The following is a 17,591-nucleotide window of genomic DNA, read 5'->3' as shown; positions in this document are numbered from 1 at the left end:
TATTGCCGAAATTCATATTACAGGCTTCTGCCCGCGTTATAATCCTCCTGAAGATCCGACCGATTGGAAAACAACCCATGAAACCCGTCTATTTCATTTCCGACCTGCATTTGAGCGAAGAAAGCCCCGAGTTGACCGGTCTGTTCGTCCGCTTCCTCAATTCTTCTTCTGCGGCATCAGCACAGTCCGTTTTTATTTTGGGGGATTTGTTTGATTTCTGGATAGGGGATGACGAAGTTTCCGAATTGAATACTTTGGTTGCGCGGGAAATCAGGAAATTGTCCGACAAAGGCGTTGCCGTGTTCTTCGTCAGAGGCAACCGCGACTTCCTGATCGGTCAGGATTTTTGCCGGCGTGCAGGCATGACGCTGCTGCCGGATTACTCGGTTTTAGATTTATTCGGCAGCAACACCCTGATTTGCCACGGGGACACATTATGCACCGACGACAAGGCATACCAGCGTTTCCGCAGGGTCGTGCATTGGAATTGGCTGCAAAAACTGTTCCTGATGCTGCCCTTACGGCGGCGTACCCGCCTCGCCGCCAAAATCAGGCGTGTTAGCAAAATGGGAAAACAGGTCAAGCCTGCCGACATTATGGATGTCAATGCCTCCTTTACCGCGCAACAGGTACGTGCCTTTAATGCGGAAAGGCTGATACACGGGCATACCCACCGCGAGCATATTCATCATGAAAACGGCTTTACCCGCATCGTTTTGGGCGACTGGCATGACAACTATGCTTCGATTCTGCGCGCGGATAAACACGGCGCGGTATTTGTACCGCTGGAAAAATGCTGAAAAATGCCGTCTGAACAATATTTCAGACGGCATTTTTGCATCGAAACACAATCTGCCCGACATTCCTCAAACCTCCTTAACCGCTCACGATAAAATGCTTGACCGTTTACATAAGATTACGTACAGTATGCGGCATTACAGTAAAATTGGTATTACCAATTTAGGCGTTGCCCGTACGGAATCCAACTGCCTTTTTAAACCCTAATGCACCTCATGGTGCAACGTCGCCCCAAGGATTGATTTATGGCACTCTTTCTCAGCATCTTCCCCATCGTCCTGCTGATTTGGCTGATGGTTAAGAAAAACAGCATGCCCTCCTACATCGCACTGCCGATTACCGCCGCGCTGATTTATGCCATCAAGCTGTTTTATTTCAACGACAACGCCATGCTGCTCAACGCAACCGCCGCCTCAGGCCTGGTGTCGACACTCACGCCGATTACCGTTATCTTCGGCGCAATTATGTTCAACCGTATGATGGAAACCACGGGCTGTATCGATATCATCCGAAAATGGCTGGCGACCATCAGTCCCAATCCCGTAGCCCAACTGATGATTATCGGCTGGGCTTTTGCCTTTATGATCGAAGGGGCATCCGGCTTCGGTACGCCTGCTGCGATTGCCGCGCCGATTCTGATGAGTTTGGGCTTCAACCCCCTAAAAGTCGCCATTTTCACACTAGTGATGAACTCCGTACCCGTATCTTTCGGCGCGGTCGGTACGCCGACCTGGTTCGGCTTCGCGCCTTTGGAACTCGCCCATGCGGATATTATGAAAATCGGTATGCAGACCGGTATCATGCATTTCTTCGCAGGCTTCGTCATTCCCGTTATCGGCCTGAGCTTCATCGTACCTTGGGCGGAAATCCGTAAAAATATCGGCTTTGTTGCGATTGCCGTTTTCTCCTGTACCCTTCCCTATGTCGCATTGGCAATGGTCAACGAAGAATTTCCTTCTTTGGTTGCAGGCGCAATCGGTCTGATGTTTTCCGTATTTGCAGCCAATAAAGGCTGGGGCTTGAGCAAAGACCATGCCAAAGACCCTGATGCTGAAAAAGTGCCTTTTTCACAAGTCATCAAAGCACTTATGCCTTTGGGTATGCTTATCGGCATGCTGGTCGTTACCCGTATCAAACAACTCGGCATCAAAGGCCTGCTGACCAGCAAAGAAGAATGGTTCAGCTTCCAACTGCCGTTTGATTTGTCCAAAATCACCGTCAGCGACTCTCTGACCATCACCTTCGGCAACATCTTCGGTCAAGGCGTAAACGCCTCCTACCAAACCCTCTACGTTCCCGCATGGATTCCATTCGTGTTTACCGTCTGGATTTGCATCCTGCTGTATAAGACCAAATTCAAAGATGCCTGGGCATTTTATGCCGCCACTTTCCACCAAACCAAAAAACCGCTGCTTGCCCTGATGGGTGCGCTGATTATGGTTCAACTGATGATGGTCGGCGGCGACAACTCCATGGTGAAAATCATTGGTAAAGAGTTTGCCGCAATGGCGGGCGAACACTGGGTTTACTTCTCACCATACCTAGGTGCAATCGGTGCATTCTTCTCCGGCTCCAATACCGTATCCAACCTAACCTTCGGTCCGATTCAACAGCAAATCGCACTGGATACCGGACTCTCCGTTACCCTGATTCTCGCCCTGCAATCCGTCGGCGGAGCAATGGGCAACATGGTTTGCATCAACAACATCATCGCCGTGTGCAGCGTATTGAACGTCAACAATGCGGAAGGCGCCATCATCAAGAAAACCGTCATACCGATGTCGATTTACGGCGTAATCGCAGTCGTAGTGGCCATAATTTTCTTCATGTAACCACAGCAAAATAAAATGCCGTCTGAAACCGGAAAAGGCTTCAGACGGCATTTTTATCGCCGTTAGCATTCAGGCATAATGATGATGCGGCATCTTTCCGTCAAGTCGGTACCGAGTTCCGCAATACGGACAGGAAACACTACCGGACTCACCCTCCCTCAACGGCAGGAACACCCTCGGATGCCCGTTCCATTTCTCGTTGTCCGGACCGGAACAGCATAAGGGCAGGTTTTCGGGGGATACGGTAATTTCGCGTATATGAAGATTGTCCATTCGATTTTCCTTCACGTGGTTGGTGTACGCCTATTTTACGCCATCAGCAAGATAAAGGATATTTCCGGCCCGAAGGTGCAATCCGTTATAATCCCCATTTTTCAGACGGCATACCATGATTGAGCTTACCCTCCCTGAAAACATCAAACAACAGGAGCCATCCGCCCTGCTCTACACCCTCGTTTCCGCCTATCTCGAATACACCGCGCAAAACGGCGATGAAACCCTCTCCTCCCTTTCCGACGAACAACACACACTGACCGCATACTGCTACCTCGACAGCCAGGTTGAGGAAGGCGGCTTCGTGCAACTCATCGCATCCGGTTACGGCGAATATATTTTCCGCAACCCGCTTGCCGACAGCCTCCGCCGCTGGAGAATCAAAATTACGCCCAAAATCATCGACAAAGCCAAAAACCTCTACGAAAAGCACGGCAGCGCCATCGAATCGCTTGCCGACGAAGGGCGGGACATCCCTTCCCTGCGCAAACTCTTCCCTGATTTTGAAGAATGGGATGCGGAATATTACGAAGCCGCCGAACAAGATTTACCCCTGGTTGCCGAACACATACGTTCAAACTGGGAAACCTTCGCCCATATCGGGCAGGTATAGACACGGCTGTTTCCAGCACATATAAAACAGCGTAAAATCGGCAAAATCTCAATTTATCTTCCGTCCCCATTAAGGAGCCACACATGTTCTTCAAGCACATCGAAGCCGCCCCCGCTGATCCGATTCTCGGTTTGGGCGAAACGTTCAAAGCCGAAACCCGTCCTGAAAAAGTCAACCTCGGCATCGGCGTGTACAAAGACGCATCCGGCGCGACACCCATTGTCAAAGCCGTCAAAGAGGCTGAAAAACGCCTGTTGGAAAGCGAAACCACCAAAAACTACCTCACCATCGACGGCGTTGCCGACTACAACGAGCAAACCCAAATCCTGCTGTTCGGCAAAGACCACGAAATCATCGCCAGCCGCCGCGCCAAAACAGCGCAAAGCCTTGGCGGTACAGGCGCATTGCGTATTGCGGCCGAGTTTGCCAAACGTCAGTTAAACGCGCAAACCATCTGGATTTCCAATCCGACTTGGCCAAACCACAACGCCATCGCCAAAGCGGTCGGTATCCAAGACAAACCTTATCGTTACTATGATGCCGCCAAACACGGTTTGGATTGGGACGGCATGATTGAAGACTTGAGCCAAGCGCAAAAAGGCGACATCGTCCTGCTGCACGGCTGCTGCCACAACCCTACCGGCATCGACCCTACGCCCGAACAATGGGAAACTCTGGCAAAACTTTCTGCCAAAAAAGGCTGGCTGCCGCTGTTTGACTTTGCCTACCAAGGCTTTGGCAACGGTTTGGAAGAAGATGCCTACGGCTTGCGCGTGTTCTTGAAACACAATACAGAATTGCTGATTGCCAGCTCTTATTCCAAAAACTTCGGTATGTACAACGAGCGCGTCGGCGCGTTCACTTTGGTGGCCGAAGATGAAGCAACAGCAGCCCGCGCCCACAGCCAAGTCAAAACCATCATCCGTACCTTGTATTCCAATCCGGCTTCACACGGTGCAAACACCATTGCGCTGGTGTTGAAAAATGATGATTTGAAAGCACAATGGATTGCCGAACTCGATGAAATGCGCGGCCGCATCAAAGCCATGCGCCAAAAATTTGTCGAGTTGCTCAAAGCCAAAGGTGCAACCCAAGATTTTGATTTCATTATCGAACAAAACGGCATGTTCTCTTTCAGCGGCTTGACTCCCGAACAAGTTGACCGTTTGAAAAACGAGTTTGCCATTTATGCCGTCCGTTCCGGCCGCATCAACGTCGCCGGCATTACCGACGACAACATCGATTATCTGTGCGAAAGCATCGTAAAAGTACTGTAAAAAGCACAGCCATATGAAAATGCCGTCTGAACCTTACAGGTTCAGACGGCATAGTTGTTTCATCCCGTCAGATTGCAAAGCAGGTTCAGACCTGTTCCTGCAATACCACCTCAATCAATTCCCGCGCACCGTCGTCCGCCAATTTCTTAGCGACTGCGCGTCCGAGCGCGTCGGCGTATTCGGCAGGTGCTTGCGCGTCCGCCTGCAAAATGACCGAACCGTCAGGATGGCCGACCAAGCCGCGCAAGGTCAGCAAGCCGTTTTCTTCAGTACAATATGCGGCCAGCGGCACTTGGCAGCTTCCGCCCAAAGCGCGCGCCAAAGCGCGTTCGGCCGTAACGCAGGCGTGTGTGGTATCGTGGTTCAACGGCTTTAAGACTTCGTACAAATCTTCGCGATGCGCTGCAATTTCGATACCCAATGCACCTTGTCCGGCGGCAGGCAGGCTGTCGGATTCCGACAAAATCATGCGGATGCGTTCATCCAATTCCAGACGCTGCAAACCGGCGGCAGCCAAGATAATTGCGTCGTATTCGCCGTTATCGAGTTTAGACAAACGGGTTTGCACATTGCCGCGCAAAGGTTTGATAACCAAATGCGGATAGCGTGCACGCAACTGAGCTTCGCGGCGCAGGCTGGATGTGCCTACGACGGCGCCTTTGGGCATTTCTTCCAAACGCGCGTATTGGTTGGACACAAATGCGTCAAACGGATTGGCGCGTTCGCCGATTGCCGCAAGCGCGAAACCTTCAGGCAAATCCATCGGCACATCTTTAATCGAATGCACGGCCAAGTCAGCGCGCCCGTCACATAAAGCCTGTTCCAACTCTTTGACAAACAAGCCTTTACCGCCGACTTTTGACAAAGTTCTGTCCAAAATCTGGTCGCCGCGCGTGGTCATGCCCAAAATCTCGACTTCGCAATCGGGATACAGGGCTTTCAGACGGCCTTGGATATGCTTTGCCTGCCACATGGCAAGCAGGCTTTCGCGACTGGCGATAACGAGTTTTTTCGGGTTCATAATGGTTGCCTGAAAGATGGAAAACGGCATGAAGTCTATCATATTTTGGGAGTTTTTCCAGACGGTATGAGGGTGAATATGTTATATTTACGCCTAAAAACCAAATTTTCCGGACAACATGAAACGCGCCAAACAATATCCTTTTTTATCCTTACAGCGGCAACGTTTTCATCTGAACTTTGAAAACGCTTCTTCCGCCGCCAATCTTCCGAGCGAACGCGATTTTTACCGCTGGGCGTGGTCTGCCCTGAAAAACGAATACCGCCGCGCAGACATCAGCCTGATTCTTCTGGATGAAGAAGAAGCCCGCACCTACAACCGCGACTACCGCGGCAAAGATTACGCCACCAATGTATTGAGTTTCGCGCTCAACGAAGGCGAAATCCTGCCCGACCAGTTTTCAGACGGCCTGTATGGCGATTTGGTGATTTGTCCGCAAGTGGTTTTGAAAGAAGCCGCCGAACAAGGTAAAACACCCGAGCAGCATTTTGCCCACCTGACCATACACGGTACTTTACACCTGATGGGCTACGACCACATCGAAGACGATGAAGCCGAAATAATGGAAGCCGAAGAAATCCGCCTGATGCTGGCGTCAGGCTTCCCCAACCCCTACCAAGAGGACGAATATTAAAATGGACGGTACGCAGTCGAAACCCAAGTTTTTCGAACGCCTGATCTCCCGACTTGCCGGCGAGCCCGACTCCGCCGAAGACGTATTGACCCTGCTGCGCCAAGCGCACGAGCAGGAAGTTTTTGACGCCGATACACTGACCCGGCTGGAAAAAGTATTGGACTTTGCCGAGCTGGAAGTGCGTGACGCGATGATTACGCGCAGCCGCATGAACGTATTGAAAGAGAACGACAGCATCGAGCGCATCACGGCCTACGTCATCGAAACCGCCCATTCGCGTTTCCCCGTTATCGGCGAAGACAAAGACGAAGTTTTGGGTATTTTGCATGCCAAAGACCTGCTCAAATATATGTTCAACCCTGAGCAGTTCCACCTGAAATCCGTCTTGCGCCCTGCCGTTTTCGTGCCTGAAGGCAAATCTTTGACCGCCCTTTTAAAAGAGTTCCGCGAACAGCGCAACCACATGGCGATTGTCATCGACGAATACGGCGGCACATCCGGTTTGGTTACCTTTGAAGACATCATCGAGCAAATCGTCGGCGAAATCGAAGACGAGTTTGACGAAGACGACAGCGCCGATAATATCCACGCCGTTTCTTCCGAACGCTGGCGCATCCATGCGGCTACCGAAATCGAAGACATCAACACCTTCTTCGGTACGGAATACAGCAGCGAAGAAGCCGACACCATCGGCGGCCTGGTCATTCAAGAGTTGGGACACCTGCCCGTACGCGGCGAAAAAGTCATCATCGGCGGCCTGCAATTTACCGTCGCACGCGCCGACAACCGCCGTCTGCACACCCTGATGGCAACACGCGTAAAATAAAATTTGCCCATAAAACAAATGCCGTCTGAACCCGATACGGTTTCAGACGGCATTTTCCCAACCAGCTACTTCCTGCTCAAGGTCAGACCCGTCCAACCGAATAACAGGGTCAACACCAAGCTCAAATAACAGAAAAAGGCATAAGGCAGATATTCCCAGACCGGCACACCCAGCGCATGGCTGATAAATACGCCGCACACGCTCCACGGCACGAGCGGGTTGATAACCGTCCCCGCATCTTCCAGAGTCCGCGACAGGTTGCGCGAATGCAGGCCGAGCTTATCGTAAACAGGTTTGAACGTTTCACCCGACAACAAAATACTCAAATATTGCTCTCCAATCAGGAAATTGACCCCGACCGAAGTCATGGCGACGCTGAATGTGGCGCGCCCGGCATTCGTCAAGAAGGTACGGATGGCCTCCAACAGGGAGGGAATCACACCGAGCGCAAACAACAGTCCGCCCAAACTCATACCGAGGATAACGATGGTCTGCGTAAAGAACATACTCTCCAAGCCGCCGCGCGAAATCAGTTTGGCAACATCTTTAAACGCTTCGCCTTCAAGTTTGTAGCCGCCGTAAAACCATGAACCGAGCTGACGTAGATCGGGCGTACTGTGCAGATAAGTTACCGCAACTGCAACAATGACGGTAAACAGCATGGCAATCACGGCATTGGTACGCATCATTGCCAGTACGACCAAAAGCACGAACGGAATCAGCGAATAGGTATGAACCAGCCCCGTCGCTTCAAGCTGGCTGCGGAAAGATTCGACGCTGTTCATATCATGTGCCGCGACATTCGGCAAAAGCCAAAGCATCAGTGCCGCACTGATCAGCCATGCCGGAATAGTGGTGTACATCATGTTTTTAATGTGTTCAAATAGGTCGATACCGACAATAGAGGCAGAGATGCCCGTCGTATCCGAAAGCGGGGACATTTTGTCGCCAAAAAATGCGCCCGAAACAATCGCGCCCGCCGTCATCGCCATATCGGCATGAAACGCCGCCGCCATCCCCATAAAGGCAACGCCGACCGTAGCGCAGGTAGTCAGGCTGCTGCCGATGGACACGCCGATGACGGAACACAGTGCAAAGGCAGAAAAATAAAAATAGGTCGGAGAAATCAGCCCGAAACCGTAATACATCAATGTGGGAATCGCGCCGCTCATCATCAGCGAGCTGACCATCAGCCCAATGAAGAAAAACAGGTAAATCGCCCCCATACCCTGATTCAGTGCCCCAATCATCCCTTTTTGCATATCGTCGTATTTTAATCCGCGCGCCAACCCGTACAACACCAAAACGATGATGGAGGCGATAATGGACATATGGGGCAGCCATTCCAAGGAAATAATCGTGTAACCCATCGCGGCAATCAATGCGACGACGACAGCGAGCGCCTCACCTCGCGGCATATTGAGTAAGGATTTAAAAGCAAACATAGTTCTTTGCCTGAATTGATATAAAATTTAACAGATTCTAACACAAGATACTGTAACGACCCGGTATTCCCAAGAAGGCTTTTTAGCGTTTTGAAAAAGTACAACGGAAATAGAACAGCTATTTCATCAAAAATAATTAGATTTTTTGAAATATAATTTTTTTATTAAGTGATTTTTAAAATAATATACTTTTTTTAAATAACATCCGTACACTGCATCATCTGCCGTAATTGCCGAATAATAAACAAATGTACCGCAGAAACGTCCGTACGCAAAAATGCCGTCTGAAAGATTTTCTTCAGACGGCATCCTCCAAGAAAAGGATTAAGCTCTCGCCTTATATCCGTACACCGCAAAAAATGCGATATAAAGGTAACAGACAACGGAAACAATAAACGAAAACATCAAACTATAATTATCTGCCACCCAGCCCTGCACGACAGGGACAATCGCGCCGCCGACAATCGCGGTACACAATACGCCGGAAGCAGCATTGGTAAACCTGCCCAATCCTTTGGTCGCCAAAGAAAAAATCGTAGGAAACATAATAGAATTGAAGAAACCGACGGCAAGCAGCGCCCACATGGAAACATCAGCATTCCCCTGACCGGTCGCCATGGCCGCAATCAGCAACGCAACCGCTGACAAGGCATTGAACGCCAAATAACGGTTGGGGGCGAATTTCGCCATCACCGCCGAACCGAGGAACCGCCCGAACATCGCGCCGCCCCAATAGAACGACAGGTAATGCGCGGCGGAAGCATGGTTCAGCCCTTTCAGATAACCCAACACATTGACCATCAGCGAACCGATAGATGCCTCCGCACCAACATAGCAGAAAATACCTGCCGCCCCGAAAGCCAAATGTTTGTACTGCCACACGCTGGTTTTACCGTCATGGTTGTGCGCGCCCTCCTCGGCGGCAATCTTGCGCGCATCGGGCAGCCGGATCATTTTCACGAATACGGCAAGGATAATGAACAAACCCGCCAGTCCCAAATAAGGAATCTGTACGGAAGAAATCTGTTCCGCCCTGTCTGCCGCCTTAGTTGCATCCGCCAAAATCAGGAACGCACCGATTTGCGGCGCAATGGTCGTACCCAGGGAATTAAATGCCTGAACCAAGGTCAGCGTTGCCGATTCCTTACCCGGTTTCGCCAGCAGGGTAACATAAGGATTACCGGCAACCTGCAACAGCGTAACGCCCGAAGCCAAAATGAACAGCGCGCCCAAAAATACCGCATACGAATGGCTGCCTGCCGCAGGATAAAACAACAGGCATCCGACCGCCGTCAGCAGAAAGCCGCCGATAACGCCGTTTTTATAGCCGACTTTGCCGACAAAAGCCCCCATCGGGATGGACATCACCGCATAGGCGGTAAAGAAACAGAATTGGATCAGCATCGCCTGAACGTAAGTCAGGTCGAAAATTTCTTTCAAATGAGGGATAAGGATGTCGTTCATGCAGGTAATGAAACCCATCATGAAAAACAGCGTGATCAAGACGACCAATGGGGAAGTACGATTGTTTTGTGATTGCGCAGACATGATTTGCCTTTCATTTTATCGTGATATACCGCACGGTTCAGACAACGGGGGTTGACATTCCTTCACGGCGGCGTGAATCATACTGACATTTCACAAATTTGCAAGCCGTCGGCATATCCGTATCGGACAGCACCTACCGTTATCGCGGCAGACATGCCGCCGCATGCCCCAACCTTCGTTTTCATTTAATACAAACCGTTTTATGACCGTTTTTTACGCCTACGCCGCACTTGCCTTTTCCGCCTTTACCTCTGCCACCCTCCTGCCCGGCACATCTGAAGCCGCCTTCGTCCTGTTCGTCCACCGCTTTTCCGAACACGCATACGGCGCGTTGCTGTGCGCCGGCCTTGCCAACGGACTGGGCAGTATGGTTTCCTATTGGATGGGGCGTTTGCTGCCTTCCCGAAAAATGCCGTCTGAAAAAACAATCAGGATAATGAAGCGTTACGGCGTATGGCTGCTTGCGTTTGCCTGGCTGCCCGTCATCGGCGACGCACTGCCGCTTGCCGCCGGCTGGCTGCGTCTGAACCCTTGGACGGGCGGGCTGATGCTGATAGCCGGCAAAATGGCGCGTTACGCCTTTATCCTCTGGGGGATACAATACTACTCCGCCTGAACCATACGTTATAATGCCGAACGCACAAACCTACCGTATAAAAAAATGAACAGACACATCCGCCAAGAAATTTTCGAACGTTTCCGCGCCGCCAACCCCCATCCGACCACCGAACTCAACTTCAACTCCCCTTTCGAGCTTTTAATCGCCGTTTTACTGTCGGCACAGGCAACCGACGTCGGCGTAAACAAAGCGACGGCGAAGCTGTTTCCGGTTGCCGATACGCCGCAGGCGATGCTGGATTTGGGTTTGGACGGCGTGATGGAATACACGAAAACCATCGGGTTGTATAAAACCAAGTCCAAGCACATCATGCAGACCTGCCGCATCCTGCTGGAAAAATACAACGGCGAAGTGCCGGAAGACCGCGAGGCTTTGGAATCATTGCCGGGTGTGGGGCGCAAAACGGCAAACGTCGTATTGAACACGGCGTTCGGCCATCCCGTCATGGCGGTCGATACGCATATTTTCCGCGTGTCCAACCGAACCAAAATCGCACCCGGAAAAGACGTTCGCGAAGTCGAAGACAAACTGATGCGCTTCATTCCTAAAGAATTTCTGATGGACGCGCACCACTGGCTCATCCTGCACGGACGCTACACCTGCAAGGCACTCAAACCGCAATGCCAAACCTGCATCATCAACGACCTGTGCGAATATCCCGCCAAATCCTGACGGGTCTCACCTTTTAATAATGAAATGCTTGAAAATTCAGACAAACGTTGTAAAATTTCACTCCATGCCGTCTGAAACCGACAACATGCGTTTCAGACGGCATTGAAGTCAATATCGGTACGAAACAAAGGACGAAACGTGTTCAAAAAATATAAATACTTCGCTTTGGCAACCCTGTGCGCCGCCGCATTGGCAGGCTGCGACAAAGCCGGCAGCTTTTTCGGTGCGGACAAAAAAGAAGCATCCTTCGTAGAACGCATCGAACACACCAAAGACGACGGCAGCGTCAGTATGCTGCTGCCCGACTTTGCCCAATTGGTGCAAAGCGAAGGTCCGGCAGTCGTCAACATTCAGGCGGCACCCGCCCCGAGTACCGAAAACGGCGGACGCAGCGCCGAAAACGATTCCGACCCGATTGCCGACAACGATCCCTTCTACGAATTTTTCAAACGCCTCGTCCCGAATATGCCCGAAATCCCCCAAGAAGAAGCAGATGACGGCGGATTAAACTTCGGCTCCGGCTTCATCATCAGCAAAGACGGCTATATTCTGACCAATACGCACGTCGTTACCGGCATGGGCAGCATCAAAGTCCTGCTCAACGACAAACGCGAATATACCGCCAAACTCATCGGCTCGGATGTCCAATCTGACGTGGCGCTTTTAAAAATAGACGCCACAGAAGACCTCCCAGTCGTCAAAATCGGCAATCCCAAAGATTTGAAACCCGGCGAATGGGTAGCCGCCATCGGCGCACCCTTCGGCTTCGATAACAGCGTTACCTCCGGCATCGTCTCCGCCAAAGGCCGCAGCCTGCCCAATGAAAGCTATACACCCTTCATCCAAACCGATGTCGCCATCAATCCGGGTAATTCCGGCGGCCCGCTGTTCAACCTGAAAGGACAGGTTGTCGGCATCAATTCGCAAATATACAGCCGCAGCGGCGGATTCATGGGCATCTCCTTTGCCATCCCCATCGACGTTGCCATGAATGTTGCCGAACAACTGAAAAACACCGGCAAAGTCCAACGCGGGCAACTGGGCGTCATCATTCAGGAAGTATCCTACGGTTTGGCACAGTCTTTCGGTCTGGATAAAGCCAGCGGCGCATTGATTGCCAAAATCCTTCCCGGCAGCCCCGCAGAACGTGCAGGCTTGCAGGCAGGCGACATCATACGCAGCCTCAACGGAGAAGAAATACGCTCTTCCGGCGACCTTCCCGTCATGGTAGGCGCCATCATGCCCGGTAAGGAAGCCAGCCTCGGCGTATGGCGCAAAGGCGAAGAAATCACAGTCAAAATCAAACTGGGCAATGCTTCCGAACAACTCGGCTCGTCATCCCTACCGGATAAAACTCCTTATGCCGGACACCAATCCGGTACGTTCTCAATCGAATCTGCCGGCGTTACCCTGCAAACCGATACAGACGGCAACGGCGGACGGCTTATCGTCGTTCGGGTTTCGGGGGCGGCACAACGCGCAGGCTTGCGGCGCGGCGACGAAATCCTCGCCGTCGGACAAATCCCGGTCAATGACGAAACCGGTTTCCGCAATGCACTGGACAAAGCGGGGAAAAACATCCCCCTTCTGGTTATGCGTCAGGGCAACACCCTATTCATCGCATTAACCCTGCAATAACCCATATAATTTGACCAAAATATTTTTTTAGATGATAAAATGCCCGTCAACACTGATTAACGGGCATTTTCAAGAAAACAGTTAATTGATTTCAAATAAGTATTTTCCGGAACAGAAAATACTTTCGCCCATTTTGCCAACAAAATCCGAACCGTTGCGGACAGAAACCGCCCCATCCGGACGCTTACACCTCACAAACCATGCAGCTGATTGACTATTCAAATTCATTTTTCTCGGTTGTGCCACCCTTTTTGGCACTCGCACTTGCAGTCATTACCCGACGCGTACTGCTGTCGTTAAGCATAGGCATTTTGGTCGGGGTCACCTTCCTGGTCGGTGGCAACCCCGTAAACGGTCTGACTCACTTGAAAGATATGGTGGTCGGACTGACATGGGCAGACGGCGATTGGTCACTGGGCAAGCCTAAAATCCTGATTTTCCTGCTTCTCTTAGGTATCTTTACTTCACTGCTGACCTTCTCCGGCAGCAATCAGGCTTTTGCCGACTGGGCGAAACAGCACATCAAAGGCCGGCGCGGTGCAAAAATGCTGACCGCCTGCCTTGTGTTCGTTACCTTCATCGACGACTACTTCCACAGCCTCGCCGTCGGCGCGATTGCCCGCCCCGTTACCGACAAATTCAAAGTTTCCCGAGCCAAACTCGCCTACATCCTCGACTCTACCGCCGCACCCATGTGCGTACTGATGCCCGTTTCAAGTTGGGGAGCGTCGATTATCGCGACACTTGCCGGATTGCTCGTTACCTACAAAATTACCGAATACACGCCGATGGGGACATTTGTCGCCATGAGCCTGATGAACTATTACGCGCTGTTTGCCCTGATTATGGTATTCGTCGTCTCCTGGTTCTCCTTCGACATCGGCTCGATGGCACGTTTCGAACAGGCCGCTTTGAACGAAACCCATGATGAAACCGCCGTTTCAGACGGCAGCAGGGGCAGGGTTTACGCATTGATTATTCCCGTTTTGGTCTTAATTGCCTCCACCGTATCCGCCATGATTTATACCGGCGCGAAGGCAAGCGAAACCTTCAGCATTTTGGGTGCGTTTGAAAATACGGACGTGAACACTTCCCTGGTCTTCGGCGGCATCTGTGGCGTGCTTGCCGTCGTACTCTGCACGCCCGGCACAATTAAAGCAACTGATTATCCCAAAGCCGTTTGGCAGGGTATGCTTTCCATGTCGGGTGCGATTACCATCCTGATTCTCGCCTGGCTCATCAGCACCGTCGTCAGCGAAATGCACACCGGCGACTACCTCTCCACGCTGGTTGCCGACAGCATTCATCCCGGCTTTTTGCCCGTCATCCTTTTCCTGCTTGCCAGCGTAATGGCGTTTGCCACCGGCACAAGCTGGGGGACATTCGGCATCATGCTGCCGATTGCCGCGGCAATGGCGGTCAAAGTTGATCCCACGCTGATTATCCCATGCATGTCAGCAGTAATGGCGGGGGCAGTATGCGGCGACCACTGTTCGCCCATCTCCGACACGACCATCCTGTCTTCCACCGGCGCGCGCTGCAACCATATCGACCACGTTACCTCGCAACTGCCCTATGCCCTGACCGTAGCGGGTGCGGCAGCGGCCGGTTATCTTGTTTTGGGCATGACCAAATCCGCGCTGCTCGGCTTTGGCGCGACAGGTATTGTATTGGCCGTGCTTATTTTCATGTTGAAAGATAAAAAACGCACCATCGCCTGATTTCCCCCCTTTTCAGACGGCATATGCCGTCTGAAGCTTTTTGGAGCAAACCGAAATGACTGTTCCCCATATTCCGCGCGGCCCCGTAATGGCCGACATTGCCGCCTTCCGCCTGACCGAAGAGGAAAAGCAACGCCTTCTCGATCCCGCCGTCGGCGGAGTCATCCTGTTCCGCCGCAACTTCCAAAATATCGTACAGCTCAAAGAACTTACCGCCGAAATCAAAGCACTTCGCACACCCGGGCTTATTATTGCCGTCGATCACGAAGGCGGCAGGGTTCAACGGTTTATCGAAGGATTTACCCGCTTGCCCGCAATGAACGTCTTAGGGCAAATTTGGGACAGCGAAAGCGCATCTGCCGCCGAAACCGCAGCCCGGCAGATAGGCTGGGTTTTGGCAACCGAGCTTTCCGCCTGCGGCATCGACTTGTCCTTCACTCCTGTCTTGGATTTGGACTGGGGAAACTGCCCCGTCATCGGCAACCGCAGTTTCCACCATAACCCCGAAGCCGTAACCCGCCTTGCCCTCGCCCTTCAAAAAGGTTTGGAAAAAGGCGGCATGAAATCATGCGGCAAACATTTTCCCGGACACGGATTTGTCGAAGGAGACAGCCATCTGGTCTTGCCGGAAGACAGGCGCAGCCTGTCCGAACTCGAAACCGCCGACCTTATTCCCTTCCGCGGCATGAGCCGGGAAGGTATGGCAGCGGTCATGCCTGCCCACGTCGTTTATCCACAAGTGGACACAAAGCCCGCAGGGTTTTCCGAAATCTGGCTCAAACAAATTTTGCGCCGCGATATCGGATTCAAAGGCGTGATTTTCTCTGACGATTTGACCATGGAAGGCGCGTGCGGAGCCGGCGGTATCAAAGAACGCGCCCGACTGTCGTTTGAAGCAGGTTGCGACATCATATTGGTCTGCAACCGTCCCGACTTGGTCGATGAATTGCGCGACGGTTTCACCATTCCCGACAACCCGGATTTGGCCGGACGTTGGCAATATATGGAAAACTCGCTCGGCCATGAGGCAGCACAAGCCGTTATGCAGACAGCGGATTTCCAAGCGGCACAAGCCTTGACCTCCCGTTTGACTTCGCCGCAAGACACGGCGGGCGGCGTGAAAGTCGGGGAAGCCTTTTAAATTCGTCCGATACGCGGCAAACAGGCAAAACAAATATAGGCATGCCGCTCTTTTTACGTTATAATCCCGTTCCAATTAATTCGGAATGTAGCGCAGCCCGGTAGCGCACTTCGTTCGGGACGAAGGGGTCGGAGGTTCGAATCCTCTCATTCCGACCAAATCCAAACCGCCTCGGCATCTATTGCCGAGGCGGTTTTTCCTTTTGGCGTCAACAGAAAAATGCCGTCTGAAACAGAATGCTGTTTCAGACGGCCTTTCGTTTCCCCCAACCCTGCTATTTGTGTACACTGACAAAGGGTATCGGCAACGTTCAAAAGGCTATCGGAATTTAGGAAGCCGGGCTTGTACCCAACGACGGCATCTTATTCAGTAAGGTTCCAAACCAATTAGGTAGCGGAAATGTCGGCAATTTCACGCGGAAGCGGTACACTTCCCGTATGTCAAACATCGGCAAAACGGTAAGCCGACCCCTTGAGTTGCACTGCATAAACTACTCTATCCCCGCCCATTTATGCGTCTGCACGCTCAACTCCAATGCACGGATGCGTCGGGGCGGCTGTTTAAAATACCGATTTGGCGGATGGTGTCGTAGATGTTCATCACGCCGTCTTTCTCACAGGGGGAAAGGTAGTAACGACGCGCTCGGATTTTACGTTCCATGTTTTCGCAGAACGCAATAACATCGCCGTCCGCCACGATGCGCACTTCGTCGGCTTCGGCGATGCAGTTGGTTTCATATTTGTCGGCATAGCAGACTTTGGGGCTGGTGGCGACATAGTCGATTTGCGGCGGCGCGGGCTTGAGGCCGTTGGTTTCGAGACAGAGGAAATAGCCTTCGGCTTTAAGCGCGTCCAGCAACGTATCGAGATGCGGCTGTATGGTCGGTTCACCGCCGGTGATGATGATATTGCGAGCGGCGTAGGTTTTCAGACGGCCTAAGATGTCGGACAGGCCCATCATGCCGAATGTCAAATAATCGGTATCACACCAGCCGCACGCTAAATTGCATTTACCCAAGCGGACGAAAATGGCAGGCATGCCCGTATTCCAGCCCTCGCCTTGCAGGCTCTCAAAAATTTCGACGATACGGTATTGCGGATTTTTGGGTGTAACGCTGATTTTTTTCATACCGCCAATACCGCAGCGGCTGCCAGCATCGCGGGCAAACCTTGTTTGACAAGTATGCCTTTGTTGCCGGAAGAGAACGCGCCCCATGCGGCGGCAATCAATACGAAACCGAGAAACAGAATCGTTGCGCCGTAAACGGCATTGTCCGGCACGGCAAACCGCGACCACACCAGCCCGATGCCGAGAAAGCCGTTATACAGCCCTTGGTTGCCAAACAGGGTCTGCACGCGCTTTTGTTCCATAAATTCATAAGGCAGCTTGAACGTTTCCGCCGCTTTTTCGCTGGGAATCTGTGTCATTTCAAGCCAGGCAATGTAGAAATGTTCGACGGCGACAAGGAGGACTAAGAGGGTGGAGAGGAGTTTCATAGCTGTTCCTTTTAATGGGTACGTTTGAGATGGAATG

Annotated in this window: 16 protein-coding genes, 1 tRNA gene and 1 pseudogene; 12 read left to right on the top strand and 6 right to left on the bottom strand. The window is 51.9% G+C overall.

The features are described from left to right. Window positions 1-77 precede the first annotated feature (77 nt). Window positions 78-800: a UDP-2,3-diacylglucosamine diphosphatase gene (gene lpxH / locus DQM57_RS01020; protein ID WP_039854178.1), complete on the top strand. Its 723-nt coding sequence runs from the start codon at window positions 78-80 to the stop codon at window positions 798-800. A gap of 243 nt (window positions 801-1,043) precedes the next feature. Further along, window positions 1,044-2,630 (top strand): L-lactate permease, encoded by a 1,587-nt coding sequence (locus DQM57_RS01010; RefSeq protein ID WP_003676273.1) that lies wholly within the window; start codon window positions 1,044-1,046, stop codon window positions 2,628-2,630. Window positions 2,631-2,699: 69 nt separating this feature from the next. Here DQM57_RS01010 and DQM57_RS01005 read toward each other — a convergent pair whose 3' ends face one another. Beyond that, a complete protein-coding gene (locus tag DQM57_RS01005; protein WP_039854179.1) occupies window positions 2,700-2,903 on the bottom strand; it encodes a zinc-finger domain-containing protein in 204 nt (67 codons plus the stop codon). A gap of 115 nt (window positions 2,904-3,018) precedes the next feature. Between DQM57_RS01005 and DQM57_RS01000 the strand changes: the two genes are divergently transcribed. Further along, on the top strand, window positions 3,019-3,516 hold the full coding sequence (locus DQM57_RS01000) for a DMP19 family protein (RefSeq protein ID WP_111726357.1): 498 nt from the start codon (window positions 3,019-3,021) through the stop codon (window positions 3,514-3,516). 83 nt (window positions 3,517-3,599) lie between these two features. Continuing rightward, window positions 3,600-4,793 (top strand): amino acid aminotransferase, encoded by a 1,194-nt coding sequence (locus DQM57_RS00995; RefSeq protein WP_111726355.1) that lies wholly within the window; start codon window positions 3,600-3,602, stop codon window positions 4,791-4,793. An 85-nt stretch (window positions 4,794-4,878) separates the two neighbouring features. Here the strand turns inward: DQM57_RS00995 and hemC are convergent, their stop codons facing one another. Then, window positions 4,879-5,814 carry a hydroxymethylbilane synthase gene (gene hemC, locus DQM57_RS00990; RefSeq protein WP_111727598.1) on the bottom strand — a complete coding sequence of 312 codons (936 nt, stop codon included), beginning with the start codon at window positions 5,812-5,814 and terminating at the stop codon, window positions 4,879-4,881. 118 nt (window positions 5,815-5,932) lie between these two features. On the opposite strand from hemC, the gene ybeY reads away from it, so the two are divergent. Together ybeY and DQM57_RS00980 are read left to right on the top strand one after the other, a co-directional pair. Next, complete coding sequence (ybeY, locus tag DQM57_RS00985) at window positions 5,933-6,448, top strand: rRNA maturation RNase YbeY (protein ID WP_111726353.1); 516 nt, start codon at window positions 5,933-5,935, stop codon at window positions 6,446-6,448. Between the two features lies 1 nt (window position 6,449). Beyond that, a complete protein-coding gene (locus DQM57_RS00980; RefSeq protein WP_003676286.1) occupies window positions 6,450-7,274 on the top strand; it encodes a CorC family transporter in 825 nt (274 codons plus the stop codon). Window positions 7,275-7,339: 65 nt separating this feature from the next. On the opposite strand, the gene nhaC is transcribed toward DQM57_RS00980, so the two are convergent. Next, the gene (gene nhaC, locus DQM57_RS00975) at window positions 7,340-8,719 is read right to left on the bottom strand and encodes a Na+/H+ antiporter NhaC (RefSeq protein ID WP_003676288.1); all 1,380 of its coding nucleotides are present in this window, start codon (window positions 8,717-8,719) and stop codon (window positions 7,340-7,342) included. Window positions 8,720-9,043: 324 nt separating this feature from the next. Then, complete coding sequence (locus DQM57_RS00965; RefSeq protein ID WP_111726349.1) at window positions 9,044-10,267, bottom strand: sugar MFS transporter; 1,224 nt, start codon at window positions 10,265-10,267, stop codon at window positions 9,044-9,046. Between the two features lie 202 nt (window positions 10,268-10,469). Between DQM57_RS00965 and DQM57_RS00960 the strand changes: the two genes are divergently transcribed. The 6 genes from DQM57_RS00960 to DQM57_RS00935 all read left to right on the top strand — a co-directional run bounded on the left by DQM57_RS00960 (window position 10,470) and on the right by DQM57_RS00935 (window position 16,216). Beyond that, a complete protein-coding gene (locus DQM57_RS00960; protein WP_107996507.1) occupies window positions 10,470-10,883 on the top strand; it encodes a YqaA family protein in 414 nt (137 codons plus the stop codon). A 45-nt stretch (window positions 10,884-10,928) separates the two neighbouring features. Then, complete coding sequence (gene nth, locus DQM57_RS00955) at window positions 10,929-11,558, top strand: endonuclease III (RefSeq protein ID WP_003676295.1); 630 nt, start codon at window positions 10,929-10,931, stop codon at window positions 11,556-11,558. Between the two features lie 138 nt (window positions 11,559-11,696). Then, window positions 11,697-13,196: a DegQ family serine endoprotease gene (locus DQM57_RS00950; protein WP_111726347.1), complete on the top strand. Its 1,500-nt coding sequence runs from the start codon at window positions 11,697-11,699 to the stop codon at window positions 13,194-13,196. Window positions 13,197-13,396: 200 nt separating this feature from the next. After that, entirely contained in the window at window positions 13,397-14,917 is a 1,521-nt protein-coding gene (locus DQM57_RS00945; protein WP_111726345.1) for a Na+/H+ antiporter NhaC family protein, read from the top strand. Window positions 14,918-14,972: 55 nt separating this feature from the next. Continuing rightward, complete coding sequence (gene nagZ / locus DQM57_RS00940) at window positions 14,973-16,058, top strand: beta-N-acetylhexosaminidase (RefSeq protein ID WP_111726343.1); 1,086 nt, start codon at window positions 14,973-14,975, stop codon at window positions 16,056-16,058. Window positions 16,059-16,139: 81 nt separating this feature from the next. After that, window positions 16,140-16,216, top strand: a tRNA-Pro gene (locus DQM57_RS00935). A 332-nt stretch (window positions 16,217-16,548) separates the two neighbouring features. On the opposite strand, the pseudogene DQM57_RS00930 reads toward DQM57_RS00935, so the two are convergent. Both DQM57_RS00930 and DQM57_RS00925 read right to left on the bottom strand, forming a co-directional pair. Beyond that, window positions 16,549-17,186 (bottom strand): annotated as a pseudogene (locus DQM57_RS00930) (7-carboxy-7-deazaguanine synthase QueE). Beyond that, the gene (locus DQM57_RS00925) at window positions 17,183-17,554 is read right to left on the bottom strand and encodes a DUF1304 domain-containing protein (RefSeq protein WP_003676305.1); all 372 of its coding nucleotides are present in this window, start codon (window positions 17,552-17,554) and stop codon (window positions 17,183-17,185) included. The pseudogene DQM57_RS00930 and the gene DQM57_RS00925 overlap by 4 nt, the downstream one beginning before the upstream one ends. Window positions 17,555-17,591 lie beyond the last annotated feature (37 nt).

The sequence above is a fragment of the Neisseria cinerea genome, from assembly GCF_900475315.1.
GTDB classification, from domain to species: Bacteria; Pseudomonadota; Gammaproteobacteria; order Burkholderiales; family Neisseriaceae; genus Neisseria; species Neisseria cinerea.
Note: the sequence above shows the minus strand (reverse complement) of the source record. Positions and strands in the feature narration are given on the sequence as shown.